Below are 15,840 nucleotides of genomic sequence, written 5' to 3' on the forward strand. Positions count from 1 at the left end.
ATCATGATCGTTCGAACAACCGTCAAATCCATTCAGGACATTATGCGCCAGGACGTGGGCGTCGATGGCGATGCGCAACGCATCAGCCAATTGTGCTGGATGTTCTTCCTCAAAATCATTGACGACCAGGATCAGGAACTCGAACTGACCAAAGACGGCTACCGCTCGCCAATACCAAGGTCGTTTCAGTGGCGTCACTGGGCCGCGGACCCGGAAGGCATCACGGGTCAGGCGCTGCTCGATTTTATCAACGATGAGCTGTTTCCGGCTCTAAAGGATTTGAAGCCCACCGGTAAACCGGGCGACCGTCGGCGCGTCGTTCGAGATGTGTTCGAGGACGCCTACAATTACATGAAGTCCGGCCAACTCATCCGACAGGTGGTCAACAAGATCAATGAGGTTGATTTCAATAATCTCGACGAGCGGCGGCATTTTGGCGAGTTCTACGAGCAGTTGCTTAACGACCTGCAATCGGCAGGCAATGCCGGCGAATACTATACGCCCCGCGCCGTCACCGCCTTCATGGTGGACCGGGTCGATCCGCACCCCGGCGAGACGCTATTCGATCCCGCCTGCGGCACCGGCGGTTTTCTAACCTGTGCCATCCGGCACATGGAGAAGAACTACGTCAAGACGCCGAAACAGCGCGAGAAGATGCAGGGCGCCTTGCGCGCAGTGGAAAAGAAGCAGCTTCCGCACATGCTCTGCGTCACCAATATGTTGCTGCACGGGATCGAGGACCCGAGCTTCGTGCGCCACGACAATACGTTGGCACGGCCGCTGATTTCTTGGGGAAAGGACGAGCGCGTCGATATCGTGCTGACCAATCCGCCGTTCGGCGGACGCGAGGAAGACGGCATCGAAAACAACTTCCCGACCTTCCGCACCAAGGAGACCGCCGACCTGTTCCTCGCCCTTATCGTGCGCCTGCTCAAGGCAGATGGTCGCGCCGCCGTGGTGCTGCCCGACGGCACGCTGTTCGGCGAGGGCGTCAAGACGCGACTGAAAGAACATCTAATGGAGGAGTGCAACCTCCACACCATCGTCCGCCTGCCCAATTCAGTATTTAAGCCCTATGCCTCGATCGGCACCAATCTGCTGTTCTTCGAGAAGGGCACGCCGACCAACGATATCTGGTTCTGGGAACACCGCGTGCCGGATGGCCAGAAAGCCTATTCGATGACGAAGCCGATCCGGCTGGAGCATTTCCAGGGCTGCATCGCCTGGTGGGGCGGCAAGGAGCGGAAGGGCCGCGAGGAAACCCCGCAGGCGTGGCGCGTCACCGCCGAGGAGATTAAGGCACGCGGCTATAATCTCGACATCAAGAACCCACACACTATAGCCGACGATCGCGGCGACCCCGAAACGCTATTGGCGGATCTTGCCGCCGCCGAAGCCCAGACTGGTGCCTTGCGCGATCAGTTGAAGGCGATCCTCGCTGAGGCGCTCGCCCGATGAACGCGGAAAGTTTTCTGGTGCATTACGCGCAGATCGCCGACGCGCCTGACGCGATTGGCCGCCTGCGCCGTTTCATTCTCGATCTGGCCGTGCGCGGCAAACTCGTGCCGCAGGACCCGAACGATGAACCGGCGGTGGAATTGCTTAAGCGGATTGCGGAGGAGAAGGCGCGGCTAGTGAAGGCGGGGAAGATTAGAACGCCGAAAGCTTCTGAACCAATACGAGAGGACGAACTTCCAATCTCCGTGCCGCGGAGTTGGGCTTGGGCACGGCTCTGTGACATCGGTAAGCTATCGGGTGGCATGACGCCCTCTATGAACCGGTCTGACTTTTGGGACGGCGATATTGTTTGGCTTTCACCCAAGGACATAAAGTCGGACGAAGTAGCAGATTCTGAGTTGCGGATTTCAGCGATCGGTCTCGCGGAGTCAGGGCTAGAGCTTTACCGGCCAGGCTGCCTTTTCATGGTCGCTCGGAGCGGCATCTTGAAGCGAACCTTTCCCGTTTCGATCAATCGGGTTGCCGCTGCGGCAAATCAAGACATGAAGGTCCTTGCGCCCTTTCTGGATGGTCAGGAGCGATACCTACAGATCATGTTCCGAGGACTGATGGACTTTATTCTTCGGGAATTGGTAAAAACTGGGACGACGGTTCAAAGCCTCAAATATGCCGAGTTCGAGCAACAGCCCTTTCCCCTACCACCCCTCGCCGAGCAACAGCGCATCGTCGCCAAAGTTGATGAGTTGATGGACTTGTGCGACCGGCTGGAGGCGGCGCGGGGGAGCCGAGAGGCGGTGCGCGACCGGCTGGCGGCGGCGAGCCTCGCCCGCTTCAATGCACCCGATCCCGAAACCTTCCAGGCCGACGCCGACTTCGCCCTCAACGCGCTGCCCGCCCTCACCACCCGCCCCGACCAGATCAAGCAACTCCGCCAAACAATCCTGAACCTCGCCGTGCGCGGCAAGCTGGTGCCGCAGGAGGCAAGCGACGAACCGGCGTCGGAACTGCTAAAGCGGATCGCGAAGGAAAAGACGCGCCTAGTGAAAGCGGGCGAGATCAAGAAAGAGAAGGCGCTTGATTCGATCACATTCGAGAACCAGCCATTTGATCTTCCGAGAGAATGGGCTTGGGTGCGTCTCGATGCCCTCTCGCGGCTAATCACCAAAGGCTCGTCGCCAAAGTGGCAGGGCGTGAACTACGTGAATGCTAATGAAGGTATTCTTTTCATCACCAGCGAAAATGTGGGTAACTATGAACTCAGGAAGCTAGACGACCTAAAATACGTCGAAAGCCGGTTCCGCGAGGTCGAACCAAGATCGATGCTGAAGCGAGGCGACATCCTCATGAATTTGGTCGGCGCTTCCATCGGGCGTACGGCAATCTATGACTTGGACTTGGAGGCGAATATCAACCAAGCGGTAGCTCTTGTCCGCTTGGTCGAAGTTTCAGACGGGCCGTTGGTGCGGTATCTCTTGCAATATTTCAATTCACCGATCGCGATCGACTTCATGCTTGGTTCGCGCGTTACCACTGCACAGGCGAACATGAGTTTAACGGATGCCAGGGAGTTTCCAATTCCACTCCCGCCCCTCGCCGAACAGTATCGCATTGTCGCCAAGGTCGATGCGCTGATGGCGCTGTGCGACCGGCTGGAGGCGAGCCTCATCGCCGCCGCCGCCGCCCGCCGCCGCCTGCTCGACGCGCTGTTGGCCGAAGCGCTGGCACCATTGACCGCCTGCGAGATGGAAGCGGCGGAATGAGCCGTATTCCGGCAAGAGGCGTCGGGGAGCACCTCGATCCCGAGAAGGTGGCATACTGGTATTTCCGCTTGAACGGTTTCTTCCAGATCGAGAATTTCGTCGTCCACCCAGAAAGGCGCGGCGGCCAGCGAACTGACGCCGATCTGTTGGCGGTTCGATTTCCGTTTCGTGCCGAGCGCCTGTTCGATGATCCGAACGACATCATGGCCGACGATGTGCAGCAGCTCGCCCTTTCCGGCGATCTGATCGACCTCGTCATCGCAGAGGTGAAGACAAATCAGCCTTGCACCTTAAACGGGCCGTGGACGCGGCAAGATCGGCAGAATGTCCACCGCGTACTTGCAGCGGTGGGGTGTCTCCCCCCGACCGGATCGAAGCGGCGGCGGCGAACATCTATCGGGAGGGTTTCCATCGCAGCGACACGCTTCGCATCCGCCTGGTGGCAGTGGGTCGCGACCGAAGCGAGGAAATCGAGGCGGCGTATCCTCAGGTAACGCAATTGCTCTGGTCAGAAATGCTGGGATTCATTTGGGATCGATTCCACCGTTATCGACAACAGAAGACGCAGGTGGACCAGTGGGACCCAGAGGGCCGCAAGATCAAGCGGCTGGCCGATCAGTCCGCCAGGGCGCAAGACTTCATAGGGCATGCTTTGCATCTTATCGGGGTGCGCAATTGAACTGAACGAGGTCGCCAGCTATTAAGCGGAAAAAATGACACTGCAAATCGAATATCAAAGCCAATCTTTTCCTGGTGTCTACAGTGTGCCGCGTAAGGGAGTTCTGGCTACATCATGGGACGAATTGCTGTGGGCGGCGATCACAATCGGGCGCCCAAGCACCTATCATGTGTTCCAGTACGGGCCTGCCTCCTTCAATGAGGCTATATTTCGCCTGTCGTTGGTCAGAATGACTGTTGAGCAGGATTGGTATGGTCGTCTCAGTCGTACCGGGGCCTTTGCGGCGTTAGACCCGACCGAAAAGGGGATGGTCAGCTACTTTCTTGGCATGACACTTTGCAAGCTGTTCGCATCGCGAATCCTGCATACTCCTTGGCTGCTCCACCTTGATGTATTTCGTCCCTGTCTCAATCCCATTCTTCTTGGGCGATCTCGCCCAGATCTCGTGGGCGAGAACGATGCAGGTATGTGGCACGCTTTCGAAAGCAAGGGGCGATCCTCGCAACCATCTTTGGGAGACAAGCAAAAAGCGAAATTGCAAGCGCAACGCTTGGTGTCCGTGAATGGCGTGCCATGCTCACTGCACATTGGCTCTTTTGCATTCTTCAAATCAGACTTGCTTGAATTCTACTGGAAGGACCCCGAACCCGACACGAAGGAACCGATCGAGTTACCCCGGCCAGATGAGGAATGGCGCTACTACTACGAACCCGCGCTTAGCATTGCATCATGGTCGGAAGAACCCGCATTCATATTCGAACGTGAAAGAGCTGATGTGGTGGTCAAAATTCACCCAAAGATTCGCCACCTGCTTGATGAAGGGAGGTGGCGTGAGGCGCGAGAAGCAGCCAAAGAACTGCAGGACGAGTTTAAGGGAGATGGGTTTCAGCCAGATGGGCTGCGCGTAATTGCGGGTGAGAGCTGGCGGAGGCTGTTCGAGGAGCGGCAGCGAGACCTGTGACCATTAGATCGGACGGAAAACCATTCATATCGACCACCGACGAGCTTACCGAAGACTTTCTGGCAGTCGCGAAGCTTGCTGGTGCCCAGCTGGAACCGGGGGCAGTTTTTATCGAGAAGTTGCCCGCACCTCATTCGCCGCCGACAAGGCTGCCACGTGGACGAATGGCTGTCTATGTTTTCGCCCAGGGACCGGAAGTGCTGAAGGTCGGAAAGGTCGGCGCTAAGAGTCAGGCACGCTACACGAGCCAGCACTACAATCCCGGTAGCGCCATGAGCACTCTTGCGGCTTCCATCCTCGCCGAGAGCGAACGGAACGGCCTCACCGAGGCTGACTTGCCCCGTGTCGGTCAATGGATCAGGGAGAATGTGGATCGCGTGAACTTCCTGATGGATGAGAAGCTCGGGGTGCGTGTCTTAACTTTGCTCGAAGTGTTTCTGCAATGCCGTCTGACCCCCCGTTACGAGGGGTTCAAAAGCCAACGCACCGTGTTGGACTAGGAAACCCAACAGTTTCGCCAAGCCAGCTTGCGGCGCGCCCATGTTTAGGTTACACTAAACGACATGAGAAAAGCATCGATGCCAGAATCCGCTGACCGCCCCGAAAAGCAGGCGGTGATCTACGCCCGCGTCTCCTCCAAGGAGCAGGAGAAGGAAGGCTTCTCAATCCCGGCGCAGTTGAAGGTGCTCAAGGAATATGCGGCGGCGAACGGCCTCGTAGTGGCGCAGGAATACGTTGACGTTGAAACCGCCAAGCAGACCGGCCGCGCCGCCTTCGGCGAGATGGTCGCCTTTTTGAAGGCGCACCCGTCCATCCGCGTGATGCTCGTCGAGAAGACCGACCGGCTTTATCGCAACCTCAAGGATTGGGTGACGATCGACGAACTAAACGTGGAAATGCACTTTCCGAAGGAAGGCGCGGTGCTTTCGCGAGAGTCGCGTTCCTCGGAAAAGTTCATGCACGGCATCAAAGTGTTGATGGCGAAGAACTATATCGACAACCTGTCGGAGGAAGCGCGCAAGGGCATGACCGAGAAGGCCGAACAGGGCATCTGGCCAACCAAAACGCCACTCGGCTACAAGAATGTCACCGGTCCGGACGGTAAGAAGATAATCGCTGTCGATCCCGCGCTAGCGCCGATTGTGGCTAGGTTGTTCGAATGGTATGCGCACGGCGACATTTCGCTGAAGGAGGCCGCGCGCAAGGCGCACGCGGCGGGCCTGCTCTATCCCAAGAGCGGTGCAAAGGTGCCGGTAAGCACAGTCCACACCATCCTGCGCAACCGGCTCTATACTGGCTGGTTCGAATGGAGCGGCAATCTCATCCAAGGCAAGCACGAGCCCCTGGTGTCCGTTGAGCTATGGGAGCGCGTGCAGGACGTGCTCGATGGTCGCTTCGCTAAGAAGGCCAAGCGCGGCAAGCACGATTTTGCCTTCTCGGGCCTCATCGCCTGCCATGCGTGCGGCTGTGCCGTGGTCGGTGAGATCAAGAAGGAACGCTACGTCTATTATCACTGCACCGGCTACGCCGATAAGTGCCAGGGTAACCCGTCGACCTGCCGCCGCAAGTATGTGCGCGAGGAAGCGCTGGAAGCGCAGTTCACCGAACTGCTCGGGCGTCTGAAGTTCGACGACGAGGTGCTGGAATGGGTACGCGACGCGCTGCACGCCAGCCACGCCGACGAACGCCACGAACACGAGGAAGCGATCAAGCGCCATCAGGCGGAACACAAGCGGCTTCAGGATCGCATCAACGCCATGTATGTCGATAAGCTCGACGGGCTGGTGGATACCGCCTTCTACGGAAAAATGTCGAACCAGTGGCGCGAGGAGCAGAACCGCTGCCAGCGCGAAATCGAACGGCATCAGAACGCCGACAAATCATACAAGGATGAAGGCGTTGCGCTTCTCGACCTCGCCCGCAGCGCTCAAACGCTGTTCGCGAAGCAGGAACCGCGCGAAAAACGTCGCCTGCTGAACTTCGTGCTATCGAACTGCTCTTGGGAGGATGGCAACGTGGTCGCCACTTTCCGCCAACCATTTGACATGCTTGCGGAAGTCACGACTGCCGTTGCCAATGTTGGGGCGAGCGAGAGCGCAAAATCGGCGAAAACTGAGATTTGGCTGGGGAACCTGGATTCGAACCAAGACAAACAGAGTCAGAGTCTGTTGTGCTACCGTTACACCATTCCCCAACGGAATAGCCGAACAAATTCAATTACTTATTGATCTGCCCGGCTGTGGCCGGAAGCGCGTTTGGCGCAAATCACGGCTCAGGCGTGGCAGCGTTCTACCCGCTCGGCTCTGGGCTGGCAAGCGCTGCGGTGGATGGTCAGCCGACTCCTCGCGCCTAGTCGATCTTGATGTTGGCGGCCTCGATCACCTTCTTCCAGCGCTCGGTCTCGGAAGCGATGTAGGCCTTGAACGGTTCGGAATCGACCGCGACCGCGACGGCGCCGAGCTCGGCCATCTTCTGCACCGTTTCCGGCTGCTGCATGTAGGCGCGGATCTCGGCCGAGAGCTTTTCGACGATCGGCTTCGGCGTCGCCGCGGGAACGAAGAAGCCGTGCCAGGCCACGGCCTCGAAGCCGGGCAGGAATTCGGCGACGGCGGGAACCTCGGGATCGAAGGCGGCGCGCTTGGGCGTTGCGGTCGCGAGCATCGCGAGCTGGCCGGTCTTCACCTGCGGCAGCAGCAGCGGCACGTTGTCGAAGGCGAGATCAATCTGGCCACTGAGAAGATCCGTCAGCATCTGGCTCGAGCCCTTGTAGGGCACGTGCACCATCCTGGTGCCGGTCATCTGCTGAAACAGCTCGCCGGCGAGATGCTGCGAGGTGCCGACGCCGGCCGAGCCGAACGAGACCTTGTCAGGATTCGCCTTCAGGTAGGCGATCAGCTCCGGCACAGTGCGCGCCTTGATCTTGTTCGGGTTGACGACGAGCACGTTGGGCACGACGCTGATCTGGGCGACCGCCACCAGATCCCTGTCCGGCTGGTAGCTGAGCTTCGGCCCGTAGAGCGTGGGGTTGATCGCGAGCGCGGACGTGCTGGCAAGCCCGAGCGTGATGCCATCGGGGGCAGATTTTGCCAGCCGCGTCACGCCGAGGATCGAGCCTGCGCCGCCGACATTCTCGACCACGAACGGCTTGCCGAGCTTCATTTGCAGATGATTGGACACCATGCGCGCGAAGATGTCGGCGGTGCCGCCAGCGGCGAAGGGTACGATCACCGTCACCTGCTTGGACGGATAGCCGTCCTGCGCCTTCGCCGGCGACGTCGCCAGCAGCATCGCTGAGGCAAGAACAAGCAAGATCGATTTCATCGAAGTTTCCTCTGTTGTCATTCTGTTATTGGTTGGCTGCCGCGCGCGGCAGCCACCGCTAGAACGCGACCTCGTACATGTTCAGGATCGCGTCCCGCCCGAGGTCGCGCGGATTGTTGTCGAGCAGACGCCGAATGGCGTGCGCCTCGTCGGCCATCACGCCGAGATCATTCTTGGGAACGCCGAGCGCGGACAGCCGCATCTCGATGCCGAGATTCTTGCAGAACTCATAGGTCGCCTCGAACGCAGGCTTTGCGTCGTCATGCGCCGGCAGGCCGAGTGCCGCCAGTACCGCCGCCGTCTTCGCTTCGACCGCCGGCATGTTGAAGGCCAGCGTGTGCGGGAAGATCACCGCGCAGGCGAGCCCGTGCGCCACATGATGGCGCGTGCCGAGCGGGTAGGCCACCGCGTGGCCGGCGGTCGTGTTCACCGGCCCGAGGCAATAGCCGCCATAGAGCGAGGCCAGCGCCAGACCGGCGCGCGCCTCGCGGTCGCCGCCGTCGGCCACCGCGCGCCCGAGATATTGCCCGACCAGCCGCGCGCCTTCGAGCGCATAGAGATCGATCACCGGATGCGCCTTGCGACTGGTATAGGCCTCGACGCAATGCGCCAGCGCGTCGACACCGGTGGCCGCGGTGACCTCCTTCGGCACGGTCATCGTCAGGTCCGGATCGACGATGGCAATATCAGCCAGCATGAAGCGGCTCTGCACCGCCTGCTTGTTCTGGCTGACGGGATCGGTGACGAGCGCGCGGGTGCCGGCCTCGCTGCCGGTGCCCGACGTGGTCGGGATCTGCATCAGCGCGACGCTGCGGCCGGCCACCTTCTCGGGACCGACGATGTCGGCAAACGCCACATCCGATGTACAGAGAACGGCAACCAGCTTGGCGAGATCCATCGCGCTGCCGCCGCCGAAGCCGATCACGAGATCGGGTTTGACCTCGCGCGCCATCGCCACGGCCTTTTCGAGATTGGGCAGGTCGGGTTCCGGCTTGACCTCACCGAACAGCTTCACTGCGCCCGGCAACGCCAGCGTGTCGACGCGGCGTGCATTGAACGGGTCGGAGATCACCAGCGGCCGCTTGGCGCCGATGCGCTCGGCGAAGCGCACCGCTGCGGTGATCGTGCCGCAGCCGAACTCGAGGACGGTGGGGCGAAGGATTTCGATGGGCGTGAAGGCGTTGGTCATCGTGCGCTCGATCTCGTCATCTGGATGCAGAGGCGCCGGCGGCCAGCCGCTCGGCATAGTCGATGGCCTCGATCAGGCTGTGCTCGTTGGCGATGCCCTTGCCGGCGATGTCGAAAGCGGTGCCGTGATCGACGGAGGTGCGGATGATCGGCAGGCCCAGCGTGATGTTGACGCCGGAAAGCTCCTGCCAGCGGCCCGTCGCGGGATCGATCTGGAAGCCGAGCAGCTTTACGGGGATGTGCCCCTGGTCGTGATACATCGCGACCGCGGCATCGTACTGGCCGGCGCGCAGCTTGACGAAGATGGTATCGCCCGGCACGGGGCCGACGACATCGAGGCCGTCGGCGACCGCCTTGGCGATCGTAGGAGCCGACACGTCGATATCCTGCCGGCCGAACAGGCCGCCCTCGCCAGCATGCGGATTCAGCGCGGCGACGGCGATCTTCGGCTTGGCGATGCTCAGCCGCAGCAAGGCATCGTTGGTGAGGTCGATCACCATGCGCAAGCGCTCCGGCGTCAGACGCTTCGGCACATCCTCCAGCGCCACATGGGTCGAGACGTGGCTGACGCGCATGTTGCCATGGGCGAGCAGCATCACCGAGCCGCGCACACCGGTCAGATGCGCCAGCATCTCCGTATGGCCGGGGAAATGATAGCCGGCCTTGTTGAGCGCTTCCTTGTTGAGCGGTGCCGTGACGATCGCGGACGTCCGTCCGGCCTGCGTCAGACGCACGCCCTGCTCGATCGCCTTGTAGGCGAAACGGCCGCCGTCGGCGCTGAGCACGCCGGGCTTGATCGGATCGCCTTCAGCGTCGGCTTGCAGGTAACAGAGATTGGGCCATTCGCGATCGTCGGCTGCCACCTGCGGGATCGCAACGCCCGCGCCGAGCGACGCCTTCGCGCCGTCGAGTGCCGCGCCGCTGCCGATGATCAGCAGACGCAGATCGCCCGTCGCGATCCGGTCCTTCAGCGCGACGCAGGCCTTGACGATGATCTCCGGCCCTATCCCGGCCGGATCGCCCATGGTGATGGCAAGATGGCGAGAGGTCATGTCGGACCTTCCATGTTGAGCAAATGATTGGTCCGGAGCAGATCGCGCCAGAGCTCGCTGGTGCCGAATGCGCCGGATTTCGAAACGACATCGACGCCGGCCCAGCGGCCGCCCCGCAGGATCGAGCGCGGCAATCCCGGCACGATACGTCCTGTCACCTGCAGCGCCTGCGCGCCGAGAGCGACGCATGCGGCCTTCAAGGTCTCTCCACCGGCAACGATCAGCGTGCCCGGCGGTTCAAGTGCCGCAATCAGGGCCGTCATTTCACGCGCGATCCGCCGCGCCGCCTCGGCGCGGGTCAGGCCATTGGGAAGAGAGAATTCGACCAGCGCCACGCGGTCGGCGGCCAGCTTGCGCCGGACCCGCGCTGCGCCCTCACCTTCAGTGAGCGCGACGGTGGCGCCCCCACATGCCGCAAGCTGCGCTGCGGTAGTCGCTTGGTCTGAGCCGAACAGCCCCAGCACCGGCAGCTTCAGATGGTCCGGCGAATCGGCGCGATGGCTGCGGGCGAGCGCCCCGGCCAACCCGCCGCTGCCGCACCACAGTACGGGCCCGGGCATGCGCCGTCCGATTTCGACGACACGATCGAGGTCAATATCGCTCTCGGCATCAAAGACCTGAACGCCGCCTTGCGACAGCGTATCGGCCGCGCCCTGCCGCGCTTCGATGCCCTCGCGTTGCATTTGGGTCAGGAGATTGTCGCCGACACGATGCCAATCGCCTTGCACCGTACGCGCAAATTGCTGGCCACCCACGGTGCGGCGCCCCTGATAGTCGAAGGCCGGCGCGACCACGCACGAGGTCCAATGGCGGCTACGCAGGCAGGCGCCAAGCTCGGCCGCCCACGCGCCACGAAGCAGGCTGTCGACCTTCTTGTAGGCGATCGTTCCGCTTTGAAGCAGCGGCGCAAGCCGTCCGACGATCTCGATGCTCTCGGCCTTCGACCGCTCGCGGCTGCCGCTGTCGATCGCGAGACTCCCGGAATCCAGCGGTGCTGACGCTTCCGGCCAGGTGACGTTGAACGGTCCGCACAGGCCGACGAACTCCGCAGCGGTGTCAAGCGCACCGGTGAGATCGTCGGCAAGCAGGCGGACGCTCGTCATCGTCATGCCGCTCCCGCGCCAAAAATCTTGCCGGGGTTCATCAGGCCGTCGGGATCAAGCAGTTGCTTGATGCCGCGCATCAGCTCGATATCGAGCGAATCGGCAACGCGGGCAAGCCGGCCACGATTGGTGATCCCGATGCCATGTTCGGCACTGATCGCCCCACCCTGTGCCGCGGTCTCGTCGTCGACGATCTCGTTGATCTGCGCCACCAGCGCGGCCGTGGTGCCGGGATCCTGGCAGTATGCGCGGTCGACCAGGGCGATCACGTGGATGTTGCCGTCGCCGATATGGCCGTGCATGACGACGCGCGCATGCGGCACGGCGGCCTTGATCCTCGCATCGACCTCGGTGACGAAGGCCGCCTGACGCTCCAGCGGCACCACGCTGTCGTGCGAGACGACATAGCCGCTGCGCTTGTTGCCCTCGGACACGCTGTGCCTGACCGCCCAGATCGCCTTCGCCTGCGCAAGGTTGGACGCGAGAATGACGTCATCGGCAAGCCCTGCATCCATCGCCTCCGCCAGCGCCGCAGCAAGCAGCTCGTCGAGGTCGACGCCCGCGAGCGTGTCGGTCAGCTCGACGATCAGATACCACGGCGTCGTCAGCTCGAACGGGATCGTGACATCAGGCACGGTCTGCGCGATCGCCTCAATCTGCGACCGCGACATGATCTCGAGGCTGCCAAGCCGGTCGCCGACTGCACCGCGCAGGCGTTGCATGATCTCGAGCGCCTGCTCGACGCCCTGCAATTTCAAGAGCGCCAGAGCCGAGCTGCGCGGCGGCGCGAACAGTTTCAGCACTGCCGCGGTGACGATGCCGAGCGTGCCCTCCGCACCGATAAAGAGCTGCTTGAGCGCATATCCGGTATTGTCCTTGCGCAACGCGCGCAGGCCATCGAAGACACGCCCGTCGGGCAGCACGACCTCCAGCCCGAGCACAAGATCGCGCGTCGGCCCGTAGCGCAGCACGGCCGTGCCCCCTGCATTGGTCGAGATGTTGCCGCCGATCTGGCAGGAGCCCTCGGCACCCAGGCTCAAGGGGAAGTGACGATCGACGGCCCGGGCCGCATTCTGCACCTCGGCGAGAATACAGCCAGCCTCCACGGTAATCGTGTTGGCGAGCGGGCTGACGTCGCGCACGGTTCGCATGCGATCGAGCCGGATCACGACATTGCCCGCACGATCGTCCGGAGTCGCGGCCCCGCACATCCCGGTGTTGCCGCCTTGCGGCACGATCGTAAGTCCTTTCCCGGCGCAGTATTTGACGACGGAAGCAACCTCGGCGGTCGAGCCGGGCTTCACCACCGCGACGGCACGGCCGTGATACCGCCCGCGCCAGTCCACCACATAGGGCTCCTGGTCGGGCCCGGATGCGATGACGTGCTTGTCGCCAACGATCGCAGCGAGCCCGCTCAACGCATCATGGAAAGGGTCGAACATCGGATCGCCTCGTCGCCCGTGCCAAGCCTAGACGGCAACGGCAGCGAATGCAGCCGCATCCGCGAGCAGCTCCTTCGCCTCGGCAGGCGGCAAGGACTCCAGCGGCGGCCGCAGGCGCTGCCAACCGGCGTGGCCGGTGCGATCGGCCACCAGCGCCTTCAGCGAGGCCATCTGCGGGAAGCGCGAGACCAGTTCGCGCGCTTTGACGATGCGCGCCTGCGCCGCCTTGAGCGCCGAGTCGTCGTCGCTATCGCCAAAATGCCCGTAGACATGGGCAAGGTCGCGCGCGACGAGATTGGAGGTCGCGGTGATGCAGCCCGCGCCGCCCTTGCGCAGCAGCGGCAGCAGCAGCGGATCGGCGCCGACCAGGACCGCAAAGCCCGGGAAGCGTTCGACCATCGCGGTCATGTTGACGAAGTCGCCGGAGGAGTCCTTGATGCCGGTGAAGGTGGACGGATAAGCCGCGCGCAGCCGCTCGATCAGCGCATGCGAGATCGGCTGCGCCGACATCTGCGGGATGTGATAGAGCACGACCTTGAGCCTGGCATCGCCGATGCGCTGCACGACTTCGCTGTAGGAGGCGAAGATGCCGTCGTCGGTAACGCCCTTGTAGTAGAACGGCGGCAGCATGACGACGGTCTCGACGCCGACCGAGAGCGCGTGGCGCGTCAGCGCAATGGTCTCGCTGAGCGCGGCGACGCCGGTGCCGGGCAGCAGCCGCTGCGGCGCGATGCCGGCGGCGACCACCGCCTCGAGCAGTGCGGTGCGCTCGGTGGCCGAAAAGGAGTTCGCCTCACCGGTCGTGCCGAGCAGCGCGATGCCGTCGCAGCCTTCGTCCAGCAGATAGCGGCAATGCGCGACGAAGCGAGCATGATCGGGGGCGAGCTCAGCGTCGAGCGGCGTCAGCGCGGCGGAGAAGACGCCATGAGGGTGCAGCGATGATGTCGACAAACTTCCTCCGATCGTCAAATCGATGTTGTTCGGAATGCGAACATTTGTTATTGGCTTGGCCTGTCGTAAAATCAGCTCGCCGCCACGTCAAGGGCGACGGCTACCCTGGCGGGGCATTCGAGCATGGCCAAGGCCACAAAGCACAAATCTGAAGCTAGCCCGAAGAATGCCAAGAATTACGTCGCTTCGGTCGGCAAGGCCTTCGCCGTGCTCAAGAGTTTCAGCAGCGAGGCCTTCGAGCTGACCCTGAGTGAGATTGCCGCACGTGCCGATCTCGATCGCGGGACGGCATTTCGGCTGATCCAGACCCTGGTCGAGCTCGGCTATGTCCAGTCCGTTCCGCAAAGCCGCCGGTTCCGCCTCGGGGTTGCCTGTCTCGACCTCGGCTATAGCGTGCTGTCGCACGGCTCGTTGCGGCCGATCGTCGAGCCGCTGCTGCGCGACCTCGTGCCCGAAGTAGGCGATGCGGCCTCGCTCGGGATCCTCGATGGCGGCGACGTGGTCTATCTCGCACGCATCGGCGCGGGTCTCGACCGTCACAAGATGGATCGCCGTCCGGGCACGCGCATTCCCGCCTACAGCGCTGCGCTCGGGCATGTCATGCTGGCGCATCTTGCGCGGGACGAGCAGATCGAACGGCTGGAAGCGCGCCCTCGGGTGAAATTGTCCGAGCGAACGCTGACCGATCTTGATGCTTTGCTCGCCCGGCTCGATCAGGTGAAGAAGAAGGGCCACGCCGTCTCCGACGGCGAGAACGCCTACGGCTTGCGTACGCTGGCAACGCCGATCTTCGACGCCCAGGATGTTGTGATCGGAGGGTTGAGCGTCACCATCGACGCGATGCGCATGGACATGCCGGCCTTTCGCGACCAGGCGCTGCCGCGACTGATGCAGGTGACGCGCCAGGTGCAGGATATTGCGATCAAGTCGGGATTATCGGGCTGAGGGCAGCGACTAGATCACGATGCGGTCGAAGTCGGCGGCGATCCGGGTGTTCGGAAAGATTCTTGCCGCTTCGGCCAGGATCTCTTTGTCGTCGTAACGTCCCGACATATGGGTCAGCACGAGCTGCCCGACATTGTTCGCGGCCGCAAACGCGGCTGCTTCTGCTGCGGTGAGATGGCCGTAGTCCCGCGCGGTCGACGCATCGCGATCGAGGAACGTCGCCTCGATCACCAGCAAGTCGGCGCCAGCGACGTATTGCGACAGCCCCTCGGTGGTCTCGGTGTCGCCGATCACCACAAGCCTCCTGCCGCCGCTCGGCGGCCCCAGCACCTCCTCCGGATTGATCGTTCGGCCGCCTTCGATCACGACCGGTCGTCCTTCGGCCAGTTCTCTGCGCAAGGGACCGTCGGGGACACCAAGGGTCGTGAGGCGACCGGACAACAGATGGCGGCGCGAGGTGCTTTGAAAGGAAAAGCCGAAACTGTCGGTGTCACGATGGCGGACCGGAAAGCAGTCGATGGTGAAGTCTCCGGCGTCGATGACCTGTCCTACGGTCAGCGCTGCGAACGCCACCGGGATCGGCGCCCTGCCCTCGCCCCACAGGCCTGCGAGCATGCGGGCGACGGTGTCGAGCGTACCCGGGCCGCCATGAATGGTCATCGCGTCGGAGTTCTGCCGCAAGCCCAGTGTCGAGAAGAGGCCGGGGATACCGAGCACGTGATCGAGATGAGCGTGCGTCAGCAGGATGCGGTCGAGCCGCCGAAATCCGGCGCCACTGCGCAGCAATTGGCGCTGCGTGCCCTCGCCGCAATCAACCAGGATGCGTTTGCCCGCGGCCTCCACGAGGAGAGCCGGATGGTTGCGCTCCGCTGAGGGAACGCTTGCCGAGGTCCCGAGAAATGTCAGGGCGAACATGATCGTCAGTGTCCAGCGAACGCCGCTTCCCCCGACGACACCTCAACGGTCCGCAGCGGTGGACG

General features: G+C 62.4%; 13 protein-coding genes, 1 tRNA gene and 1 pseudogene. 7 read left to right on the forward strand and 8 right to left on the reverse strand.

Translation table 11 applies throughout. The features are described 5' to 3' along the window. Positions 1-3: 3 nt before the first annotated feature. From NR187_RS14180 to NR187_RS14205, 6 genes and pseudogenes are all read left to right on the forward strand, one after another. Complete coding sequence (locus tag NR187_RS14180; protein ID WP_256806805.1) at positions 4-1,458, forward strand: type I restriction-modification system subunit M; 1,455 nt, start codon at positions 4-6, stop codon at positions 1,456-1,458. Further along, the gene (locus tag NR187_RS14185) at positions 1,455-3,218 is read left to right on the forward strand and encodes a restriction endonuclease subunit S (protein WP_256806807.1); all 1,764 of its coding nucleotides are present in this window, start codon (positions 1,455-1,457) and stop codon (positions 3,216-3,218) included. The genes NR187_RS14180 and NR187_RS14185 overlap by 4 nt, the downstream gene beginning before the upstream one ends. Further along, on the forward strand, positions 3,215-3,712 hold the full coding sequence (locus tag NR187_RS14190; RefSeq protein ID WP_256806808.1) for a hypothetical protein: 498 nt from the start codon (positions 3,215-3,217) through the stop codon (positions 3,710-3,712). The genes NR187_RS14185 and NR187_RS14190 overlap by 4 nt, the downstream gene beginning before the upstream one ends. A 219-nt stretch (positions 3,713-3,931) precedes the next feature. After that, positions 3,932-4,858, forward strand: a complete 927-nt coding sequence (locus NR187_RS14195) for a hypothetical protein (RefSeq protein ID WP_256806809.1) — start codon at positions 3,932-3,934, stop codon at positions 4,856-4,858. Further along, entirely contained in the window at positions 4,855-5,358 is a 504-nt protein-coding gene (locus NR187_RS14200; protein WP_256806810.1) for a hypothetical protein, read from the forward strand. Before NR187_RS14195 ends, NR187_RS14200 begins: the two co-directional genes overlap by 4 nt. Positions 5,359-5,436: 78 nt before the next feature. Continuing rightward, positions 5,437-6,408: pseudogene (locus NR187_RS14205) on the forward strand (recombinase family protein); the annotation flags it as partial. Positions 6,409-6,978: 570 nt separating this feature from the next. Here NR187_RS14205 and NR187_RS14210 read toward each other — a convergent pair. The 7 genes from NR187_RS14210 to NR187_RS14240 all read right to left on the reverse strand — a co-directional run bounded on the left by NR187_RS14210 (position 6,979) and on the right by NR187_RS14240 (position 13,915). Continuing rightward, a tRNA-Gln gene (locus NR187_RS14210) sits at positions 6,979-7,052 on the reverse strand. Positions 7,053-7,207: 155 nt separating this feature from the next. Further along, complete coding sequence (locus tag NR187_RS14215; protein ID WP_249128970.1) at positions 7,208-8,179, reverse strand: tripartite tricarboxylate transporter substrate binding protein; 972 nt, start codon at positions 8,177-8,179, stop codon at positions 7,208-7,210. Positions 8,180-8,237: 58 nt separating this feature from the next. Next, positions 8,238-9,368 (reverse strand): iron-containing alcohol dehydrogenase, encoded by a 1,131-nt coding sequence (locus NR187_RS14220; protein ID WP_249128969.1) that lies wholly within the window; start codon positions 9,366-9,368, stop codon positions 8,238-8,240. 16 nt (positions 9,369-9,384) lie between these two features. Further along, entirely contained in the window at positions 9,385-10,419 is a 1,035-nt protein-coding gene (pdxA, locus tag NR187_RS14225) for a 4-hydroxythreonine-4-phosphate dehydrogenase PdxA (protein ID WP_211383413.1), read from the reverse strand. Beyond that, complete coding sequence (locus NR187_RS14230) at positions 10,416-11,522, reverse strand: four-carbon acid sugar kinase family protein (protein WP_211383412.1); 1,107 nt, start codon at positions 11,520-11,522, stop codon at positions 10,416-10,418. Before NR187_RS14230 ends, pdxA begins: the two co-directional genes overlap by 4 nt. A 2-nt stretch (positions 11,523-11,524) precedes the next feature. After that, positions 11,525-12,964 (reverse strand): FAD-binding oxidoreductase, encoded by a 1,440-nt coding sequence (locus NR187_RS14235; RefSeq protein WP_256806811.1) that lies wholly within the window; start codon positions 12,962-12,964, stop codon positions 11,525-11,527. 27 nt (positions 12,965-12,991) lie between these two features. Beyond that, positions 12,992-13,915, reverse strand: a complete 924-nt coding sequence (locus NR187_RS14240; protein WP_211383410.1) for a dihydrodipicolinate synthase family protein — start codon at positions 13,913-13,915, stop codon at positions 12,992-12,994. A 123-nt stretch (positions 13,916-14,038) separates the two neighbouring features. On the opposite strand from NR187_RS14240, the gene NR187_RS14245 reads away from it, so the two are divergent. After that, positions 14,039-14,860, forward strand: coding sequence for an IclR family transcriptional regulator (locus tag NR187_RS14245; protein WP_256806813.1), 822 nt, complete (start codon positions 14,039-14,041; stop codon positions 14,858-14,860). A gap of 9 nt (positions 14,861-14,869) precedes the next feature. Here NR187_RS14245 and rnz read toward each other — a convergent pair whose 3' ends face one another. Continuing rightward, positions 14,870-15,775 carry a ribonuclease Z gene (gene rnz, locus NR187_RS14250; protein ID WP_256806814.1) on the reverse strand — a complete coding sequence of 302 codons (906 nt, stop codon included), beginning with the start codon at positions 15,773-15,775 and terminating at the stop codon, positions 14,870-14,872. Positions 15,776-15,840: the final 65 nt, after the last annotated feature.

Origin of the sequence: Bradyrhizobium sp. Bra64, assembly GCF_024519875.1 — a bacterium.
Lineage (GTDB): Bacteria > Pseudomonadota > Alphaproteobacteria > Rhizobiales > Xanthobacteraceae > Bradyrhizobium > Bradyrhizobium japonicum_G.